Source organism: Spirillospora sp. NPDC029432, from assembly GCF_040703975.1.
Classification (GTDB): domain Bacteria; phylum Actinomycetota; class Actinomycetes; order Streptosporangiales; family Streptosporangiaceae; genus Spirillospora.
In genome coordinates, this window is the sequence record NZ_JBEZWH010000066.1 from 14,673 (window position 1) to 31,961 (window position 17,289).

The following is a 17,289-nucleotide window of genomic DNA, read 5'->3' on the forward strand; positions in this document are numbered from 1 at the left end:
CGGTGCCGGCCGCGGCCGGTCTCAGCCGGTCTCAGCCGGTCTCACTCATCGTCGTCCTCGTCGTCCAGCCGCGCCAGCCACGTCGCCAGCCGCTCGACCGGGGTCTCGAACTCCGGGTTCAGATCCACGAACTCCCGCAGCCGCTCGGCCAGCCACCCCAGGCTGACCTCCTCGCCCCCGCGCCGCTCGGCCAGCTCCTCGATCCCCCGGTCGGTGAAGTACATGCCGTCGCTTCTCTCCGTTCCACCGCGACAAGCCGAGGGCCCCGGCGGACCGCCGGAGCCCTCGGAACGCGCCGCGTACCTATTGCCTACAGGCCTACTGCTTCTCGCCGAACAGGCGCGCGAGCAGCGCCTCCTGCTCCGCCTGGTGCAGCTTGGCGGAGCCCACCGCCGGGGACGACGAGGCGGGACGCGACACCCGCTTCATGTTCAGCCCCTCGATGTGGTGCGAGAGCTTGAGCGCCATGAACGGCCAGGCCCCCATGTTCGCGGGCTCGTCCTGCACCCACACGACCTCGGTGCCGGCCGGGTACTTCGCCAGCTCCGCCTTGATCTCGTCGACCGGCGGCGGGTACAGCCGCTCCACCCGCACCACGGCCGTGTCGTACGCGCCGGCCGCCTTGCGGGCGTTCACCACGTCGTAGTAGATCTTGCCGGTGGTGAGCAGCACCCGCCGCACGCCGGCCGGGTCGACCGCCGGGTCGCTCTCCGGGATCACCGGCTGGAACGCGCCGCCGGTGAACTCCTCGACCGCCGACGTGGCCGCCTTGAGCCGCAGCAGCGACTTCGGCGTGAACACCACGAGCGGCTTGCCCCGGCCCGACAGCACCTGCCAGCGCAGCAGGTGGAAGTAGTTGGCCGAGGTGGTCGGGTAGACCACCGTCATGTTGTCCTGCGCGCACAACTGCAGGTAGCGCTCGATCCGGGCGGACGAGTGGTCGGGCCCCTGGCCCTCGTACCCGTGCGGCAGCAGCAGCACGACGCTGGAGCGCTGCCCCCACTTCTGCTCGCCGGACGAGATGTACTCGTCCACGATCGACTGGGCGCCGTTGGCGAAGTCGCCGAACTGGGCCTCCCAGGCCACCAGCGCGTCCGGGCGGGTCATGGAGTAGCCGTACTCGAAGCCCATCGCCGCGTACTCGCTGAGCAGCGAGTCGTGCACGTAGAACTTCGACACGCCCTGCCCGAACTGCTTGAGCGGGGTGTACTCCTCGCCGGTCTTGCGGTCCACCAGCACTGCGTGCCGCTGGCCGAACGTCCCGCGCCGGGTGTCCTGGCCGACCAGCCGCACTGGCCGGCCGTCGATCAGCAGCGAGCCGAGCGCCAGCATCTCGCCGGTCGCCCAGTCGATCGCGTCGTCCTCGACCGACTGCACCCGGCGCTGCAGGATCGGCTGCAGCCGCGGGTGGACGTTGAAGCCCTCCGGCAGGCTGAGCTGCGACTCGATGATCCGCTTGACCGTCTCGCCGCTGATCGCCGTCCCGGCCGAGCCGTGGTCGATCGGGATGCGCTCCTCGACGTCCGGCTTGATCACCGCACCCGGCTCCAGCGGCTTCTTGGCCGCCTCCCGCGTCTCGGTGAACGCCCGCTCCAGCTGGAGCTGGTAGTCGCGCAGCGACTCCTCGGCCTCCTCGACCGTGATGTCGCCGCGGCCGATCAGCGCCTCGGTGTACAGCTTGCGCACCGACCGCTTGGCGTCGATCAGGTCGTACATCAGCGGCTGGGTGAACGAGGGGTTCTCGCCCTCGTTGTGGCCCCGCCGCCGGTAGCAGACCATGTCGATGACGACGTCCTTCTTGAACGTCTGCCGGTACTCGAACGCGAGCCGCGCCACCCGGGCGCAGGCCTCGGGGTCGTCGCCGTTCACGTGGAAGATCGGCGCCTGGATCATCCGGGCCACGTCGGTGGAGTAGACGCTGGAGCGCGAGTACTCCGGCGCCGTGGTGAACCCGACCTGGTTGTTGATGATCACGTGCACGGTGCCGCCGGTGCGGTACCCGCGCAGCTGCGACAGGTTCAGCGTCTCGGCCACCACGCCCTGCCCGGCGAACGCGGCGTCGCCGTGGATCAGGATCGGCAGCACGCTGAAGCCGGCCTCACCGACGTCCAGGATGTCCTGCTTGGCGCGGACCACGCCCTCCAGCACCGGGTCCACCGTCTCCAGGTGGGACGGGTTCGCGACCAGCTCGGTGCGGATCCGGGAGCCGTCGGCCGCGACGAAGTCGCCCTCGGCGCCCAGGTGGTACTTCACGTCGCCGGAACCCTGCGCGCTGCGCGGGTCCAGGTTGCCCTCGAACTCGCCGAAGATCTGCGCGTACGACTTGCCGACGATGTTGGCCAGCACGTTCAGCCGGCCGCGGTGCGCCATCCCGATGACGACCTCGTCCAGCTTCTCCTTCGCCGCGGCGGAGATCACCGAGTCGAGCAGCGGGATGACCGACTCGCCGCCCTCCAGCGAGAACCGCTTCTGCCCGACGAACTTCGTCTGCAGGAACGTCTCGAACGCCTCCGCCGTGTTCAGCCGGCGCAGCACGTGCAGCTGCTCCTCGCGCGACGGCTTCTCGTGCGGGACCTCGATCCGCTCCTGCATCCAGGCCCGCTCCTCGGGGTCCTGGATGTGCATGTACTCGATGCCGACCGTGCGGCAGTACGCCATCCGCAGCACGCCGAGGATCTCGCGCAGCTTCATCGTCGGCTTGCCGCCGAACCCGCCGGTCGCGAACTCCCGCTCCAGGTCCCACAGCGTCAGGCCGTGCTGCAGGATGTCCAGGTCGGGGTGGCGGCGCTGCTTGTACTCCAGCGGGTCGGTGTCGGCCATCAGGTGGCCCCGGACCCGGTAGGCGTGGATCAGCTCGTGCACCCGGGCGACCTTGGCGACGTCGTCCTCGTGCGTCGCCGAGATGTCCTTGACCCAGCGGACCGGCTCGTACGGGATCCGCAGCGCCTCGAAGATCTCGTCGTAGAAGCCGTCCTCGCCCAGCAGCAGCTGGTGGATCCGGCGCAGGAAGTCGCCCGACTGCGCACCCTGGATGATCCGGTGGTCGTAGGTGGAGGTCAGCGTCATCACCTTGCTGATCCCCATCCGCGACAGCGTCTCGGCGGACGCGCCCGCGAACTCGGCCGGGTACTCCATCGCGCCCACGCCGATGATCGTGCCCTGGCCGGGCATCAGCCGCGGCACCGAGTGCACCGTGCCGATCGTGCCCGGGTTGGTCAGGCTGATCGTCGTGCCCTGGAAGTCGTCCAGCGTCAGCTTGTTGCCGCGCGCCTTCCGGACGATCTCCTCGTACGCGGCCCAGAACTGGCGGAAGTCGAGCGTCTCGGCCGCCTTGATGCTCGGCACCACCAGCTGCCGCTGCCCGTCCGGCTTCTGCAGGTCGATCGCCAGGCCGAAGTTCACGTGCTCCGGCCTGATCAGCACCGGCTTGCCGTCCACCTCGGTGAACGCCGCGTTCATCTCCGGCATCGCCGCCAGCGCCCGGACGATCGCGTAACCGATCAGGTGCGTGAACGAGACCTTGCCGCCCCGTCCCCGCTTCAGGTGGTTATTGATCACGATCCGGTTGTCGATCAGCAGCTTGGCCGGGACGGCCCGCACGCTGGTCGCCGTCGGCACCGCCAGGCTCGACTCCATGTTGGTGGCCGTCCGCGCCGCCACCCCGCGCAGCCGCACCTCCTCGGCCCCGGCCGGCACCGGCGGAGCCGCCGGCTTCGCCTTGCCCTCCGGCTTCGGAGCGGGCTTCGGGGCCGGCTTCGCCGCCGGCGGCTCGGCCGGTGTCGGCGGAGCGGCCGCGGTGCCGTTGGCGGCCTTGGCCGCACCGTCGGTGGCCTGGGGTGCCCCCGGGGAGGCGGGAGTCGCGGCCGGCCGGGAGTCCGGCTGGTAGTCCGCGAAGAAGTTCCACCAGGCTTCGTCAACCGAGTTGGGGTCTTCGAGGTACTTCTGGTACAGCTCGTCGACCAGCCACTCGTTGGCACCGAAATCGGTCATCTTGGGGTCGGCACTAGTTTGCGACGACTCTGTCGACACGGCGGAGATCGCCCTCTTCCGCAGCTCGCAGGTGAGTTCTGAGACAGGTCAAGGCTACTCGCATTACTAGAGTGCCCTTGGCGTCGGGCCTTGACGGCCCTCCTTCGGCGGGCCCTCGGCGATCGCTGGCATCGCTCCGTCTCGCCTGGCGGCTCGCTGCGCGATCAGGTTCTCGCTCGCGCTCGAACCTGCCTTCGGACGCGATCGCGACGTTTCGGGTCCGTGCCACCTCGGCAGGCCTGCTGAGGTGGGCGCGGACGTTCCTGACGCGGCGCTCGCGTTCGGCCTTGTCTTGTCAGCCGGATTCTCGCAGGCTCGAATCCGGCTTCGCATGCGATCGCGACCTTTCGGTCGCCGGAGGACTGAGGGGACGGCGGCTCGGCCGACGGCCCGGGGCGGGTCGTCGGCCTTTCGCCTTGCTGATCAGTGCGTGTGAGGGGCGACCGTCGGGCCCTCGCTGGCCTGGACGAGGACGAAGCCCTGGCCCTGGTAGGCCAGCTGCATCGCCTCGCCGCTGCCGCGGCCGATGAGGGCGCCGGCCTTGAAGGTCTTGTTGACGCCCACGTGGAGTCCGGTGCTCCACGCGACCGCGGACTGGCCGTCCACGAACGTGGGGGCGCGGCCGCAGTCCAGCATCACCGGGGTGCCGTGGGTGGTGAGGGCGACCCAGCCGGTGCCCTGGAGGGTGGTGTTGAACAGGCCGCCGGCGGCGATGCCCGCGCCCTGGACGCGCTGGATGTCGGACTGCAGGTGCGAGTCGTAGGCGAGGATGTTGGCGCCGTTGACGGTCAGGCCCTCGTTCTCCAGGTAGAAGAGGTGGATGTCGTCGGCGTCGTTGGCGACGAACAGCAGGCCCTGGCCCTTGACGCGCATGGTCGGGACGCCCTCGCCGGTCAGGGCCTTCTTGAGGAACTTGCCCATGCCGCCGGAGCCCTCGTAGTCGAACTCCATCTGGCCCTGGAACGCGACCATGGAGCCCTGGCGGGCCAGGACGTCGCCGTTCAGGTGGATCCGGAGCATCTTGGAGTTCTGGAGGGCGAAATGACCGGGCAGCTGCTGGCCCTGGTCCATGTTGTTGAAGAAGTTGCTGCGCATTGAGATCGGGCCCTTCTTGCTCGGGGAGAGACTGCTTTCAGCGGAGGGATGTCATTTTCGCCTGGCGACCCGCCAGCATAACGACAGGTCGCAGCCAGTCGTCAGCTTCTCGGCCGTGAACGGCCGAGCCTACGGCCAGGTCGTTCACGCCTTGTCGCGCTCCCCTCCGCGACTGGCCGTCGCGTCGGGGTCGCATCACCTTTCCCCTGGTCAGGGGGCGGGGCGGGCATGCTGACGAATACCCACGCCGTGCGCGCCCGCCGACGGACGTTCACGGCGGCGATGTGGTCGGCGGGACCAGCGAGCCCGCACCGACGACAACGGAAATGGTCCCGGACGCGACGGTTGGCTCGCTCGCGGTGCCCGCAGCGCGGGCAGGTCTGCGAGGTGTAGTGCGCGTCCACCTCGATCACCGGCACTCCGGCGCGCCGGGCCTTGTAGGCGATGAAGGTGCCGAGCCGGTGGAACGGCCAGGTGGAGATCGTGGCCCGCTGGTGCCGCCTGAGCCGTACCCGGTCCCGGATCCCGCTCAGTTCTTCGAGCGCGATCCCGCGACCGGTGCGTTGGGCATCGGCCACGATCTCCTTCGAGATCTTATGGTTGACGTTCGCGGCGTGGCGCCCCTCGCGGGCCCTGCGCCGTGCCAGGCGGCGGGCCGCCGAGCGGGATCCGGCCGCCTTCAGCCGCGTGTAGGTGAGCTTTTGCAGCCCAACCCGGGAGAACACCTTCTTCTCGTAAGCGGTCTTCGACACCTGGTCGGCCAGCGCGTTGCAGGCAGGCAGGGTCGCGGCGAGCGCCGCCGCCTGTTCGAGCGTCGGCAGCAGCTTCACCTGAACCACCAGCTTCATATGGTCGGAACCCTACACCTCTATGGTTGGTCTATGCCATCACGATGGGGAACGGATCCCGATATTCGTCGAGGTCGTAGCGTCGTCCACAGCCTCCATGCTCAATTGGTCTTCGTTCCCAGGCATCGGCGGGCGGTGTTCACCGACGAGATCCTCACGCGATGCGAAGAGATCATGCGGGACGTGTGCATCGATTTCGGTGCGGAGCTGACCGAGTTCAACGGCGACGTCGGCCACGTCCACCTGCTGGTGCACTACCCGCCCAAGATCGCCCTGTCGACACTGGTCAACTCGCTGAAGGGCGTCTCCGCCCGCCGCCTGCGCCAGGAGTTCCCCGGCCACATCGGCAAGTACCTGTGGGGTGGGCACTTCTGGTCCCCGTCCTACTTCGTCGCCTCCTACGGCGCCCCCGCCGACATGGTCAGGAACTACATCGACCAGCAGAGACACCCCGCTTAGGTTCGGCTCGGCCAGGCGGTGCCGGCGGCCGGCGACTTTCTGAACTGATTCTCGGACGAGGCAATCCGGGCGGGCGTTCCCGGCGAATCAGGGTTGTGAGAGATGACGCCGCGCCCCGGGCCGGGCGCACGGCCGGCGAGCGCCTGGTCGCGCGCCGTTACCGGCTGGTGGGGGAGCTGGGGCGCGGCGGCATGGGCGTCGTCTGGCGGGCCCGGGACGAGGTCCTGGGCAGGGAGGTCGCCGTCAAGGAGGTGCTCATGCCCGCCGGGCTGACCGAGGCCGAACGGTCCGCGCTCTCGCAGCGCGCGGTCCGCGAGGCGCGTTCGGCCGCCCGGCTGAGCCACCCGGGGGTGGTGACCGTCTTCGACGTCGTGGTCGAGGAGGCCCGCCCCTGGGTGGTCATGGAGCTGGTGGAGGGCCGCTCCCTGCAGCAGGAGATCCGGCGGGAGGGGCCGCTCTCGCCCGATCGTGCCGCCAGGATCGGGCGGCGGCTGCTGGGGGCCCTGGGAGCGGCCCACGCCGTGGGGATCCTGCACCGGGACGTGAAGCCGGGGAACGTGCTGCTGGCCGATGACGGGCGGACGGTGCTGACGGACTTCGGGATCGCGGTGATCGAGGGGGAGGCGACCCTGACCCAGGACGGCGGGGTGCTGGGGTCGCCGGCGTACATCGCGCCGGAGCGGATGCGCGGCGGGCGGGCGCGGCCCGAGTCCGATCTGTGGGCGCTGGGCGCGACGCTGTACGCGGCCGTCGAGGGGCGCACGCCGTTCCACCGGGACGATCCGGTGGCCGTCTTCGGTGCGGTGCTGACCGAGGAGCCGGACCCGCCGATGCGGGCGGGGCCGCTGCGGCCGGTGCTGGACGGCCTGCTCCAGAAGGACCCGGCGCGGCGGATGCCGGCCGGCGTGGTGGAGGCGCTCCTGCTCGTGGCCGGGGGAGACGACCCGGAACCGTCCTGGCCCGTGCCGGGTCGTCCCGGCATCCCGGTCCCGGCCCGGGTCGCCGCTCCGCCCGCCGCGCTGCGGGCCGAGGGTGTTCCGGAGCCGGTGTTCACGCCCTGGCGGGTGGGCGGGGTGCTTGTCTATCTGGGGATCGCGCTCGTGGTGGCGGGGGCGCTCGTGGTGATGTTCACGGCGCGGTGAGCGTCCAGTCGATCAGCGGGCCCTTCGGGACGACGCCGGACGGGTTGATCATGCGCTGGGTTGCGTAGTAGTGGCGCTTGATGTGGTCGAAGTCGGTGGTCTCGCCGAACGCTGGGATTGCGTAGAGGTCGCGTGCGTAGCGCCAGAGGTTGGGGTAGTCGGCCAGGCGCCTGATGTTGCACTTGAAGTGGGCGTAGTAGACCGTGTCGAAGCGGGCCAGGGTGGGGTACAGGCGGACGTCGGCCTCGGTGAGGTCCGCGCCGAAGAGGTAGCGGCGGTCCGCCAGGCGCTCCTCTAGGGCGTCCAGGGTCTCGAAGAGGGCTTCCACGGCCTCGTCGTAGGCGTCCTGGGCGGTGGCGAAGCCGGCCTTGTAGACGCCGTTGTTGACGGTCTCGTAGATCCGGTCGTTCAGGGCGTCGATCTCGGGGCGGAGGCGTTCGGGGTAGAGGTCGGGGGCGCCGGGCCGGTGGAGGGCGGTGAACGCGGTCTCCATGGCGATCGTGATCGCCGGGAAGTCGTTGGTGGCCAGCTTCCCGGTCGTGGCGTCCCAGACGCAGGGGACGGTGTAGCGGCCGTCGAAGTCCGGGTCGGTGGCCTTGTAGAGCTCGGACAGGAACGTCGCGCCGGTCACCGGGTCGGGTTCGGGGAAGCGCCAGCCGCGCTCGTCGCGGATCGGGTCGACGACGCCGACGCCGAACGCGTCCTCCAGGCCCAGGAGGCGGCGGACGATCAGGGTGCGGTGCGCCCAGGGGCAGGCGTACGAGACCAGCAGGCGGTAGCGGCCCGCCTCGGGGGCGAGCTCTCCGGTGAAGCGGTTGGGCTGCCGGACGAAGCGCCCGGCGGCCATCTCCTTCTCGACCGTCGTCATACTCCGGAACCTACCCGGCGGGACGGCCGCCCGAAGATGGGCGGCAGGTCCAGGAACGTGCGGATGCCCGGCTCGGCCGCGCACACGACCGGGACGGCGTTGAGGGCGTGCGCCGCGCCGGCCGAGATGGCGTTGGAGACCCAGTCCTCCTCGGTGCTGAGCGTGATCGAGGGGCGGCCGTCCACCCGGATCGCGTAGCCGGGGGCGCCCCAGTCGGGGACGCGGGCGGCGTCGGCCTTGTGGATCTGCTCGATGGTGATCACCGGCCGGCCGCCCGCCATCGCGCTGAACGTCCAGCGGGACGCGGCCACCCCGCCGCGCGGCACGGTGCCGGAGGCGATCTCGAACTCGGCGGGGGCCAGCCGGTAGCCGGTGTCGATGTCGATCCCGTCCAGCTCCAGGCCGAGGCCCTCGGCGACCAGGTGCAGGCTCTCGGTGGCCAGCGTCCGCATCGCGCCGCGGATCGACCGCTGGGTGCGCAGGTACGCCTCCTCGGTCTTGCCGAAGCCGAGCAGCTGGTGGACCATCCGGCGGGACGGGTGGCCGGAGAAGTCCGAGCACTCGCGCACGTAGACGTGGTTGATGCCGCGGGCCAGGCGGGAGAGGGTGAGCGGCATCAGGTCGGACATGAAGCCCGCGCTGACCCCGGTGCCGTGGACGGACGTGCCGCCGCGCTTGCAGGCGTCCTCCAGCTCGGCGGCCAGGTGCGGGCCGTGCGCGCGGGGGTTGACGTAGCCGTGCGTGGCGATCACGTTCTTGCCGGCGGCGAGCAGGGCGCAGACGGTGCCGCTGTCGCCGAGCGGGTCGCCGTCGGGGCCGGGGGCGTAGATGACGCAGTCGGCGTCGAGCGCGAGGATGTCGGCCGGGTCGGCGGTGGCGGTGATCCCGGTGGGCGGGCGGCCGGCCAGCTCGCCCGCGTCCAGCCCGATCTTGGCGGGGTCGTACACCAGCACGCCGGCCAGCTCGTAGTCCGGGCGTTCCAGTACGCCGCGGATGGCGGCGCGGCCCAGCGCCCCGGTGGCCCACTGCACGACGCGGTACGGGCGAGCGGTCATCGACGGTCCTCCCGGCTGTCCGTGGTGGAGGAGCCTACGCCGAACGTTCGTTGACCGCCCCATTTGTTCCACGTTTTTCCCGCGGTGGCGCGCCCGAACGCGGATTCGTGCCTCCCGGCCCCCGAATCCGAGCGGGATTCGGTCAGGTGGTACCACTGGGTAACCCCCGGATGGTTATCTAGGACCCGGAGGGTGCGGCCCCCGGGCCGCCGTCGCGAGTGAGGAGACAGGATGTCGGAACTGCGCTACGACGGTCGCGTCGCCGTCATCACCGGAGCCGGGCACGGCCTCGGCCGGCAGCACGCGCTGGAGCTGGCCGCGCGCGGCGCCAAGGTCGTGGTGAACGACCTCGGCGGCGACCGGTCCGGAGCCGGGTCGTCGGCCGGTCCGGCCCAGGACGTGGTCGAGGAGATCAAGAAGAACGGCGGCGAGGCCGTCGCCAGCCCCGACAACGTGGCCACCCCCGAGGGCGCCGGCGCGATCATCCAGGCCGCGCTGGACAGCTTCGGCAAGGTCGACATCGTCGTCAACAACGCCGGCATCCTGCGCGACAAGTCGTTCAAGAACATGTCGCCGGAGGAGTTCGACGCGGTCATCGCGGTGCACCTGCGCGGCTCGTTCCTGGTGGCGAGCGCCGCCTGGTCGCACCTGCGCGAGCAGGGCTACGGCCGGATCGTCAACACCTCGTCGCCGGCGGGCCTGTTCGGCAACTTCGGCCAGGCCAACTACAGCACGGCCAAGATGGGCCTGGTGGGCTTCACCAAGACGCTCGCGCACGAGGGCAAGAAGTACAACATCAAGGCCAACGCCATCGCCCCGGTGGCGTGGACCCGGATGACCGAGGACCTGCTGCCGGCCGACTTCGCCGACAAGCTGGGCGTCGAGCAGGTCACGCCGCTGGTGGCGTACCTCGTGCACGAGAGCCTGGAGGACTCCGGCGAGGTCTACACCGTCGGCGGCGGCCGGGTGGCGCGCGTCCTGGTGGCCGAGGGCCCCGGGTACGGCCAGAAGGAGACGCTCACGGTCGAGGCGATCCGCGACAACTGGGCGGCGATCAACGCCACCGAGCCGCTGACCGTGCCCGCCGACATGGGCGCGCAGATGGGACCGCTCATCCAGCAGCTCGGCTCCTGACCGGTGGGCGATCTCCGGATCGACCGGCGGGACGGGGTGCTCGTCATCACCCTGGCCCGCCCGGAGCGGCTCAACGCCGTCACCGGCGCGCTCACCGAGGAGATGCTCGACGTCCTGAACGAGCTGATGCGCGACTCCTCGACCCAGGTCGTCGTGCTCACCGGCGAGGGCCGCGGGTTCTGCTCCGGCATGGACCTCCAGGGCGGCGACGGTGACGGCGGCGAGGGCCGCGTCCAGCGGCTCTACCACGGCATCGCCCGCGGCGGCGAGGTGACCGCCCGGCTGCGGGAGATCCCGCAGCCGGTCATCGCCGCGCTGCACGGCCCGGTGGCCGGCATGGGGGTCTCCTGGGCGCTGGCCTGCGATCTGCGGGTGGCCGACCCGACGACGCGGTTCGTGGTGCCGTTCACGAACCTGGGGCTGTCGGCGGGCGACTGCGGGCTGTCCTGGCTGCTGCCGCGGCTGGTGGGGACGGCCCGCGCGGCCGAGATCTTCTACCGGGCGCAGCGGCTGGACGTGGCGGCGGCGCGCGACCTCGGGCTCGTCACCGAGGTCGCCGATGAGGGCAAGGACCTGGAGGGCGCGCTCGCGCTCGCCGGGGAGCTGCTCGCCAAGTCCCCGTACGGGCTGCGGCGCACCAAGGAGCTGCTCAACGCCTCCCTGGACGCCCCGGGCCTGCGCCGCCAGCTGGCGGCCGAGACCGGGATCCAGACGATGGCGTTCTTCACCGAGGACCTCGCCGAGGGGATGGCCGCGACGATGGAGAAGCGTCCCCCCGAGTTCAGGAACCGCTAGCCCGTCCTGTTGACTTGCGGCGTGCCGCCCCGCGCGGCGGCGCGCCGCGAGTCGACGAAAGAGGGCCCAGGGTGCAGCGTGAGATCGTCCTCGAAGGCTGCGTGAACTTCCGCGACCTTGGCGGGTACGGCGCCGAGGGCGGCCGCGTGCGCTGGCGGCGGCTGTTCCGCAGCGACGCGCTGCACGAGCTGACCGGCGCCGACGTGGCGGCGCTGCGCGACATCGGGCTGACCACGGTGATCGACCTGCGCTCGGACTTCGAGCGCCGGCACGACGGCGGCGGCCCGCACCCGCTCGGCGGGATCGCCGACATCGTCGAGGCGCCCGTCATCGACCGGCACAACGCCGAGATCATGGCCGACACGTCGCTGAGCCTCGCCCAGCGGTACGCGCGGATCATGGAGAGCTCCGGGACCGCCCTGGTGGACGCGGCGGGCGCGATCGCGGCCGCGCGGGGCGCCGCGGTGTTCCACTGCGCGGCGGGCAAGGACCGTACCGGCATGCTCAGCGCGGTGGTGCTGGGCGCGGTCGGGGTGGCCGACGACGACCTGATCGCCGACTACGCGATGACCGGCCGCAACCTGGCCAGGATCGAGGCCCGGCTGGCGGGCAACCCCGCGTACGAGCGGACCGCCGCGTACGTGCCGCGCGACGTGATGACCGCCGACGCCGCGACGATGGGCGAGCTGATCGCCGACCTGCGGGCCCGGCACGGCGGCATGGCCGGCCTGCTCGGCTCGCTGGGCGCCCCGGCGGACATCGCCGTCCGCCTGCGCGCGGCCCTGGTGGAGCCTGTGGCGCCCTAACTCCCGGCGTGCCGTGGTCGGGGCGCGGGGCGGTCCGGCGGCGGCGCACGACGCCGATCCGGCGGCCGATCCGGCTGCCCAGGCCGCGGCGGGTGCGGGCGGCGGCTCCGGCCGGCCCCGCGCGGGCCCGGTCGGGTGGGCCCGGCGCGGGACGTCTCAGCCCGAGAGGGCGGCCGAGAGGGCCTCGGCGTAGCGGAGGGCGGCCAGCCGGGCCAGCGCGGTGTGCGCGCCCAGCGGGGCGGCGTGCTCGGCGCCCGCCGCCTCGGCCGCGGCGGTGATGTACCGCGCGTCCGGTTCGAAACCGATCAGCTGCGGGGCCACCGCGAGCCGCTGGACGCCGGAGCCGCGCAGCTGCGCGGCGGCGGCCTGCACGCCGGCCTGGTCGTCCACCCGCGCGGTGAACACCGGGGAGGCCAGCCGGGAGGCCAGCAGCACGCTGCTCACCTCGGCCTGCCGGACGGCGAACGCGTCGCCCGGGGTGACCACGATGACACCGCCGGCGGCGGTGACCATCGTCATCATCCGGATCCGGTCGGCGCGGGCCAGCCCGGCGTCGGCCAGCCGGTCGTGCAGCGCCTCGGCGATCAGCGGGTGCGGGCCGAGCGGCTCGGCCGCCACCGCCCGGATCGGCGCCGCGGCGACGATCTTGCGGATGGCCTGCTCGGTCTCGTGCTCGGGGCCGGTGACCAGCGGTACCACCACCGCCCCGGGTTCGTCGGGTCGCTGCTGGTCGAGCGTCGCGAGGAGCGCGCCCAGGTTCCCCTCGTCCCCCTCCAGATAGCCGACCAGCGTGGGCTGGCCGGTGTGCTCGAGCTCGACGAGCCTGGCGAGCTCCTCGGGGACCCCGCCGGCGCCCCGGGCGGTGCCGGGAACGGCGAGAACGAGGACGGGGGAGCCGTGGGGCAGCAGGAAGGATTCGTCGCCGCGGTGCCGGCCGCCCCTCGGGGTTCGGCGGCGCCGGGACGGAAGTGCCTCGGATGCCTGGCTTTCGGGACTCACGGCGGGAATCGTAACGCCGTAACGGGCACATCGGTGATTCTCCGGCCCTTTGTTCCCGTAACGAGTCGTGATCGACACATCGCCGTGGGGTCGCCGACCGGGGTGTTTGTCCTGTTTTGCCGAGAATTGCGGGGGCGCTGATCGGGCCCGTTCCACTGAATGGGACGATGCCCCGGAACGACCAAGATGCTCCTGAAAGTGGCATTCGGGCTGCGAATGTTGCTCCGGACGGCGATGCTGGGTTCGATGATGTCATCACTCCCGTCACCGGATCGGGTGCGGGCCGTGATCGCGTCCCGGTGCCGGGATCGTGTTGACTTGACCGTGTTGACGAGTGTGAACGAGGAAGCGCGATGATGCACAACACCGCGACCGGTGAACTGAACTGGCTGCTCAACGACTTCGCCGGGCGCGTCCCGACGGTCCGGCAGGCGGTGATCCTGTCGCGCGACGGGCTGGCCGTCGCGGCGTCCCAGGAGCTGGGCCGCGAGGACGCCGAGCACCTGTCCGCGCTGGCCGCGGGCGTGCAGAGCCTGGCGCGCGGCGCCGGGCGGCACTTCGGCGGCGGCAACGTCCGGCAGACCATCATCGAGATGGACTCCATGCTGCTGTTCGTGACCGCCGCCGGGAACGGCACCTGCCTGGCCGTTCTCGCGACGGCCGACGCGGACGCCGGACTGATCGCCTACGAGATGGCCGTCCTGGTCAAGCGGGTCGGCCAGCATCTGCAGGCCAGCCCCCGGTTCGCCGGCACGGGATTCGACGGCGCCTGATCATCCGCGGCGCCGGCCATGGGCCCCGGTGGCACCGCTTGAGTGGGCCCGTTCCGGGCGGCGTAGTAGGCTCCGGCAGTCCCCCCTTTAACCTATAAATCGAGAGGTTTCCCCCGCATGTCGCGCCTCCGGCAGTTCAGCGCATCGGACGGGTGCAGGGTTCACCAGCGGTGATGTCCCGGCGCTTCTCCTCGATCCGGACGAGGATCATCCTGCTGATCCTCGTGCCGCTCATCTCTCTCGCCGGCCTGTGGGCGTTCGCCACCGACATCACGTACGGCGACGCCCGGCAGCTCCAGCAGAGCAACCAGTTCCAGGAGAAGTCTCTGCTGCCCACCCAGGCCCTGATCGCCGCGCTGCAGAAGGAGCGCAGGCTGTCGATGGGCCGGCTCGGCGGGGCCCGCAATGCCGACGGGACCGCCCTGGCCGCGCAGCGGAAGGCCACCGACGAGGCGCGCGAGCTCGTCCGCCGGCACAGCAAGGACAAGCGGCTGCGGGGGGCCATCGACCCGCCGGTCCGGGAGCGGATCGACGCGTTCGTGACCCGGCTCGGCTCGCTGGAGCTGATGCGGCGCAGCGTGGACGGCCGGGCCGCCGACCGGGCCGGCCTCCTGGGGGAGTACTCCGGACTGATCGACTCCGCGTTCGCGATCTACGCCGCGGTCGCCCCGGCGGACGCGAAGATCGCCGGCGAGGGCCGGACGCTGATCACCATGGCGCGGGCGCGGGAGTTCCTGGCCCGCGAGGACGCGCTGTTCACCGGCGCCGCGCCGAGCGGCCGGTTCACCGCCGCCGAGCGCGCGCAGTTCGCGCAGCTGGCCGGAGCCCAGCGGTACCTGTACGCCGACAACGCCCCCGGCCTGCACGCCGAGCAGCGCGAGCGGCTCAGGCGGCTGGAGGGCACCCCCGAGCACGCCCACCTGCGCCGGCTGGAGGACCAGATCATCCGCGGCGCCGAACCCGGCGACCGGCAGGCCGGGCAGGAGCAGGACGCGGCGGGCGGGAACGCCGGCCGCGCGGCCCGTACCGCGCACGTGGGGACCGCCGACTGGCGGGCCAGCGTCGACACCGTGACCGGCCGGCTGTTCGAGTTCGAGAACGAGGCCCTGGACGACCTCACCGGCCGCGCCGAGGGCATCGCGTTCGGCGTGGTGCGGCGGCTCGGCATCGCCGGCGGCCTCGGCCTCGTCGCGATCGTGGTGTCGGTGCTCGTCGCGGTGCGGGTGTCGCGCCGGCTGCTGGACGAGTGCCGCACGCTGGCCCGCGGCGTGGTCGACTTCACCCAGCGGGCGCTGCCCGCGCTGGCCGACACGGTCCGCGAGGGCGGCCGGATCGAGGAGATCGCGAACGTCCCGGACCGGGAGTACCGGATCCGCGAGATCCGGCAGATCTCCGAGTCGTTCGTCCGGGCCCGCGAGGCCGTGCTCACCGGGGCCGCCCGCGAGATGGCGGTCCGCGGCGGCATCAGCGAGGTGTTCGTCAACCTCGCCCGCCGCAACCAGGCGCTGCTGCACCGCCAGCTCAGCCTGCTGGACACCATGGAGCGCCGCACCGAGGACCCGGCCGAGCTGTCGGACCTGTTCCGCCTCGACCACCTCGCCACCCGCATGCGGCGGCACGCCGAGGGCCTGGTCATCCTGGCCGGCAAGACCGCCGGGCGCGGCTGGCGCCGCCCGGTGCCGATGGTGGACGTCGTCCGCGGCGCGGTCGCCGAGGTCGAGGACTACCCGCGGGTCCGGGTCCAGCAGCTGCCCCGGCTCGCCCTCCAGGGCACCGCGGTCGCCGACACCATCCACCTGCTCGCCGAGATCGTGGAGAACGCGACCACGTTCTCGCCGCCGCAGTCGCCGGTGCGGGTCAGCGGCCACGCGGTGGCCAACGGCTTCGTCGTCGAGGTCGAGGACCGCGGCCTCGGGATGACCGACCAGGACCTGCGCGCCGCCAACGAGCGGCTGGCCGACCCGCCCGAGTTCGACCCGTCCGACAGCGCCCGGCTGGGCCTGTTCGTGGTCGCGCGGCTGGCCCGCCGGCACGGCATCTCCGTCACGCTGCGGCAGTCCCCGTACGGCGGCACGACCGCGATCGCGCTCATCCCCGCCGAGCTGATCGTCGAGACGCCCGAACCCGACCAGATCGGCCGCCGCTCGACCGGCGCGATGGCCGCAGTGGGGCAGCCCGCCGCGGTCGGCGCGTCCGGGGCCGGCCGGCCCGCGGCGGGCACCGGCCCCGTCCGGCTGGTGGCCGAGCCGCCCGCCGAGCCCCGGGCGCCCGAGCCCGAGCGGCCCGCCGGCCAGGGCGGCCTCAGCGAGCTGCCGCGGCGCCGCGGCGTCGGCGGCGGGTCCCGTTCCGGCGCGCACCGCCGCCCGGAGACCCCGCCCCCGGGCGGGGAGCCGCCCGCGCCCGCGCCGGCGCCCACGCCCCGGCCGGAGCCGGTGGCCAAGGAGCCGGACCCGCCCCTGGCCGAGGGCGAGCTGCCGCGGCGCAGGCGGCAGACCCACCTGGCGCCGCAGCTGAAGGAGCGCGTGGACGCGGACCTGGCGGCCGAGGGACGTCCCGTCCCCGGCGGTACGGGCCCGCAGGCGTCGCCGGTGGTGACGAACCCGCGGGGCTGGGACCCGGCGGTGCCGGACCCGGCCGGCCACGAGGGCGCGGCGGACCCGGCCGCGCCCGAGGCGGCCTGGCCGGACCCGCGACCGCGCGCGCCCGAGGAGATGCGCTCGATCATGTCCTCGATGCAGCGCGGCTGGGAGCGCGGACGCAGGGAATCAGGACAGGCCGAATCCGGGCCCGCGGAGGCCGGGCCCGGCGATCAGGCCAGAGCCGAGGAGGACGACACCCCATGACCGAAGCGCAGCAGGCAGCGGGAGACATCGCCGCGGGAGCCGGCGGTGATCTGAACTGGCTGCTCGACAGCATGGTGCAGCGGGTGGCCCAGGTGCAGAACGCCGCGGTGCTGTCGAGCGACGGGCTGCGCATCGCCGCGTCGAAGGGGCTGGCCCGCGAGGAGTCCGACCACCTGTCGGCGGTGGCGGCCAGCTTCCAGAGCCTGGCCCGCGGCGCCGGCGAGCAGTTCGGCGGCGGCGCGGTCCGGCAGACGATCGTGGAGATGGAGAACGCGTTCCTCTTCGTCACCGCGGCCGGCCGGGGCGCCTGCCTGGCCGTGCTGGCCGACGCCGACGCCGACCTCGGCGTGATCGCGTACGAGATGGCGATGCTGGTGACCCGGGTCGGGCAGCACCTGTCGGCCGACCCGCGGATCGCGGCGGCCGAGCCGGGCGGCGCCTGA

General features: G+C 72.4%; 15 protein-coding genes. 8 read left to right on the forward strand and 7 right to left on the reverse strand.

The genetic code is table 11. From position 1 onward, the window contains the following. Positions 1–41 precede the first annotated feature (41 nt). The 4 genes from AB0881_RS33970 to AB0881_RS33985 form a co-directional block, all read right to left on the reverse strand. A complete protein-coding gene (locus AB0881_RS33970; RefSeq protein ID WP_366623696.1) occupies positions 42–224 on the reverse strand; it encodes a DUF6104 family protein in 183 nt (60 codons plus the stop codon). 94 nt (positions 225–318) lie between these two features. Then, positions 319–4,029 (reverse strand): multifunctional oxoglutarate decarboxylase/oxoglutarate dehydrogenase thiamine pyrophosphate-binding subunit/dihydrolipoyllysine-residue succinyltransferase subunit, encoded by a 3,711-nt coding sequence (locus AB0881_RS33975; RefSeq protein ID WP_366623698.1) that lies wholly within the window; start codon positions 4,027–4,029, stop codon positions 319–321. Positions 4,030–4,452: 423 nt separating this feature from the next. Beyond that, on the reverse strand, positions 4,453–5,124 hold the full coding sequence (locus AB0881_RS33980) for an AIM24 family protein (RefSeq protein WP_366623700.1): 672 nt from the start codon (positions 5,122–5,124) through the stop codon (positions 4,453–4,455). A gap of 101 nt (positions 5,125–5,225) precedes the next feature. After that, positions 5,226–5,972 carry a transposase gene (locus tag AB0881_RS33985; RefSeq protein WP_366623702.1) on the reverse strand — a complete coding sequence of 249 codons (747 nt, stop codon included), beginning with the start codon at positions 5,970–5,972 and terminating at the stop codon, positions 5,226–5,228. Between the two features lie 33 nt (positions 5,973–6,005). Here AB0881_RS33985 and tnpA point away from each other — a divergent pair, with 33 nt between their 5' ends. Further along, positions 6,006–6,431: an IS200/IS605 family transposase gene (gene tnpA, locus AB0881_RS33990; RefSeq protein ID WP_366623704.1), complete on the forward strand. Its 426-nt coding sequence runs from the start codon at positions 6,006–6,008 to the stop codon at positions 6,429–6,431. A gap of 95 nt (positions 6,432–6,526) precedes the next feature. Beyond that, a complete protein-coding gene (locus AB0881_RS33995; RefSeq protein ID WP_366623706.1) occupies positions 6,527–7,573 on the forward strand; it encodes a serine/threonine-protein kinase in 1,047 nt (348 codons plus the stop codon). Here the strand turns inward: AB0881_RS33995 and AB0881_RS34000 are convergent. Continuing rightward, entirely contained in the window at positions 7,560–8,441 is an 882-nt protein-coding gene (locus AB0881_RS34000; RefSeq protein ID WP_366623708.1) for a glutathione S-transferase C-terminal domain-containing protein, read from the reverse strand. The genes AB0881_RS33995 and AB0881_RS34000 overlap by 14 nt on opposite strands. Beyond that, on the reverse strand, positions 8,438–9,496 hold the full coding sequence (locus tag AB0881_RS34005; protein ID WP_366623710.1) for a dihydrodipicolinate reductase: 1,059 nt from the start codon (positions 9,494–9,496) through the stop codon (positions 8,438–8,440). Before AB0881_RS34005 ends, AB0881_RS34000 begins: the two co-directional genes overlap by 4 nt. Positions 9,497–9,727: 231 nt before the next feature. Here AB0881_RS34005 and AB0881_RS34010 point away from each other — a divergent pair, with 231 nt between their 5' ends. The 3 genes from AB0881_RS34010 to AB0881_RS34020 all read left to right on the forward strand — a co-directional run bounded on the left by AB0881_RS34010 (position 9,728) and on the right by AB0881_RS34020 (position 12,231). After that, positions 9,728–10,630 carry an SDR family oxidoreductase gene (locus AB0881_RS34010; protein WP_366623712.1) on the forward strand — a complete coding sequence of 301 codons (903 nt, stop codon included), beginning with the start codon at positions 9,728–9,730 and terminating at the stop codon, positions 10,628–10,630. Between the two features lie 3 nt (positions 10,631–10,633). After that, a complete protein-coding gene (locus AB0881_RS34015; RefSeq protein ID WP_366623714.1) occupies positions 10,634–11,425 on the forward strand; it encodes an enoyl-CoA hydratase-related protein in 792 nt (263 codons plus the stop codon). A gap of 71 nt (positions 11,426–11,496) precedes the next feature. Next, a complete protein-coding gene (locus AB0881_RS34020; protein ID WP_366623716.1) occupies positions 11,497–12,231 on the forward strand; it encodes a tyrosine-protein phosphatase in 735 nt (244 codons plus the stop codon). A 156-nt stretch (positions 12,232–12,387) separates the two neighbouring features. On the opposite strand, the gene AB0881_RS34025 is transcribed toward AB0881_RS34020, so the two are convergent. Continuing rightward, positions 12,388–13,230 (reverse strand): hypothetical protein, encoded by an 843-nt coding sequence (locus AB0881_RS34025; RefSeq protein ID WP_366623718.1) that lies wholly within the window; start codon positions 13,228–13,230, stop codon positions 12,388–12,390. A 356-nt stretch (positions 13,231–13,586) separates the two neighbouring features. On the opposite strand from AB0881_RS34025, the gene AB0881_RS34030 reads away from it, so the two are divergent. The 3 genes from AB0881_RS34030 to AB0881_RS34040 all read left to right on the forward strand — a co-directional run bounded on the left by AB0881_RS34030 (position 13,587) and on the right by AB0881_RS34040 (position 17,289). After that, complete coding sequence (locus AB0881_RS34030) at positions 13,587–14,003, forward strand: roadblock/LC7 domain-containing protein (RefSeq protein WP_366623742.1); 417 nt, start codon at positions 13,587–13,589, stop codon at positions 14,001–14,003. Between the two features lie 152 nt (positions 14,004–14,155). Next, positions 14,156–16,846: a nitrate- and nitrite sensing domain-containing protein gene (locus AB0881_RS34035; RefSeq protein ID WP_366623720.1), complete on the forward strand. Its 2,691-nt coding sequence runs from the start codon at positions 14,156–14,158 to the stop codon at positions 16,844–16,846. Then, on the forward strand, positions 16,843–17,289 hold the full coding sequence (locus tag AB0881_RS34040; RefSeq protein ID WP_366623722.1) for a roadblock/LC7 domain-containing protein: 447 nt from the start codon (positions 16,843–16,845) through the stop codon (positions 17,287–17,289). Before AB0881_RS34035 ends, AB0881_RS34040 begins: the two co-directional genes overlap by 4 nt.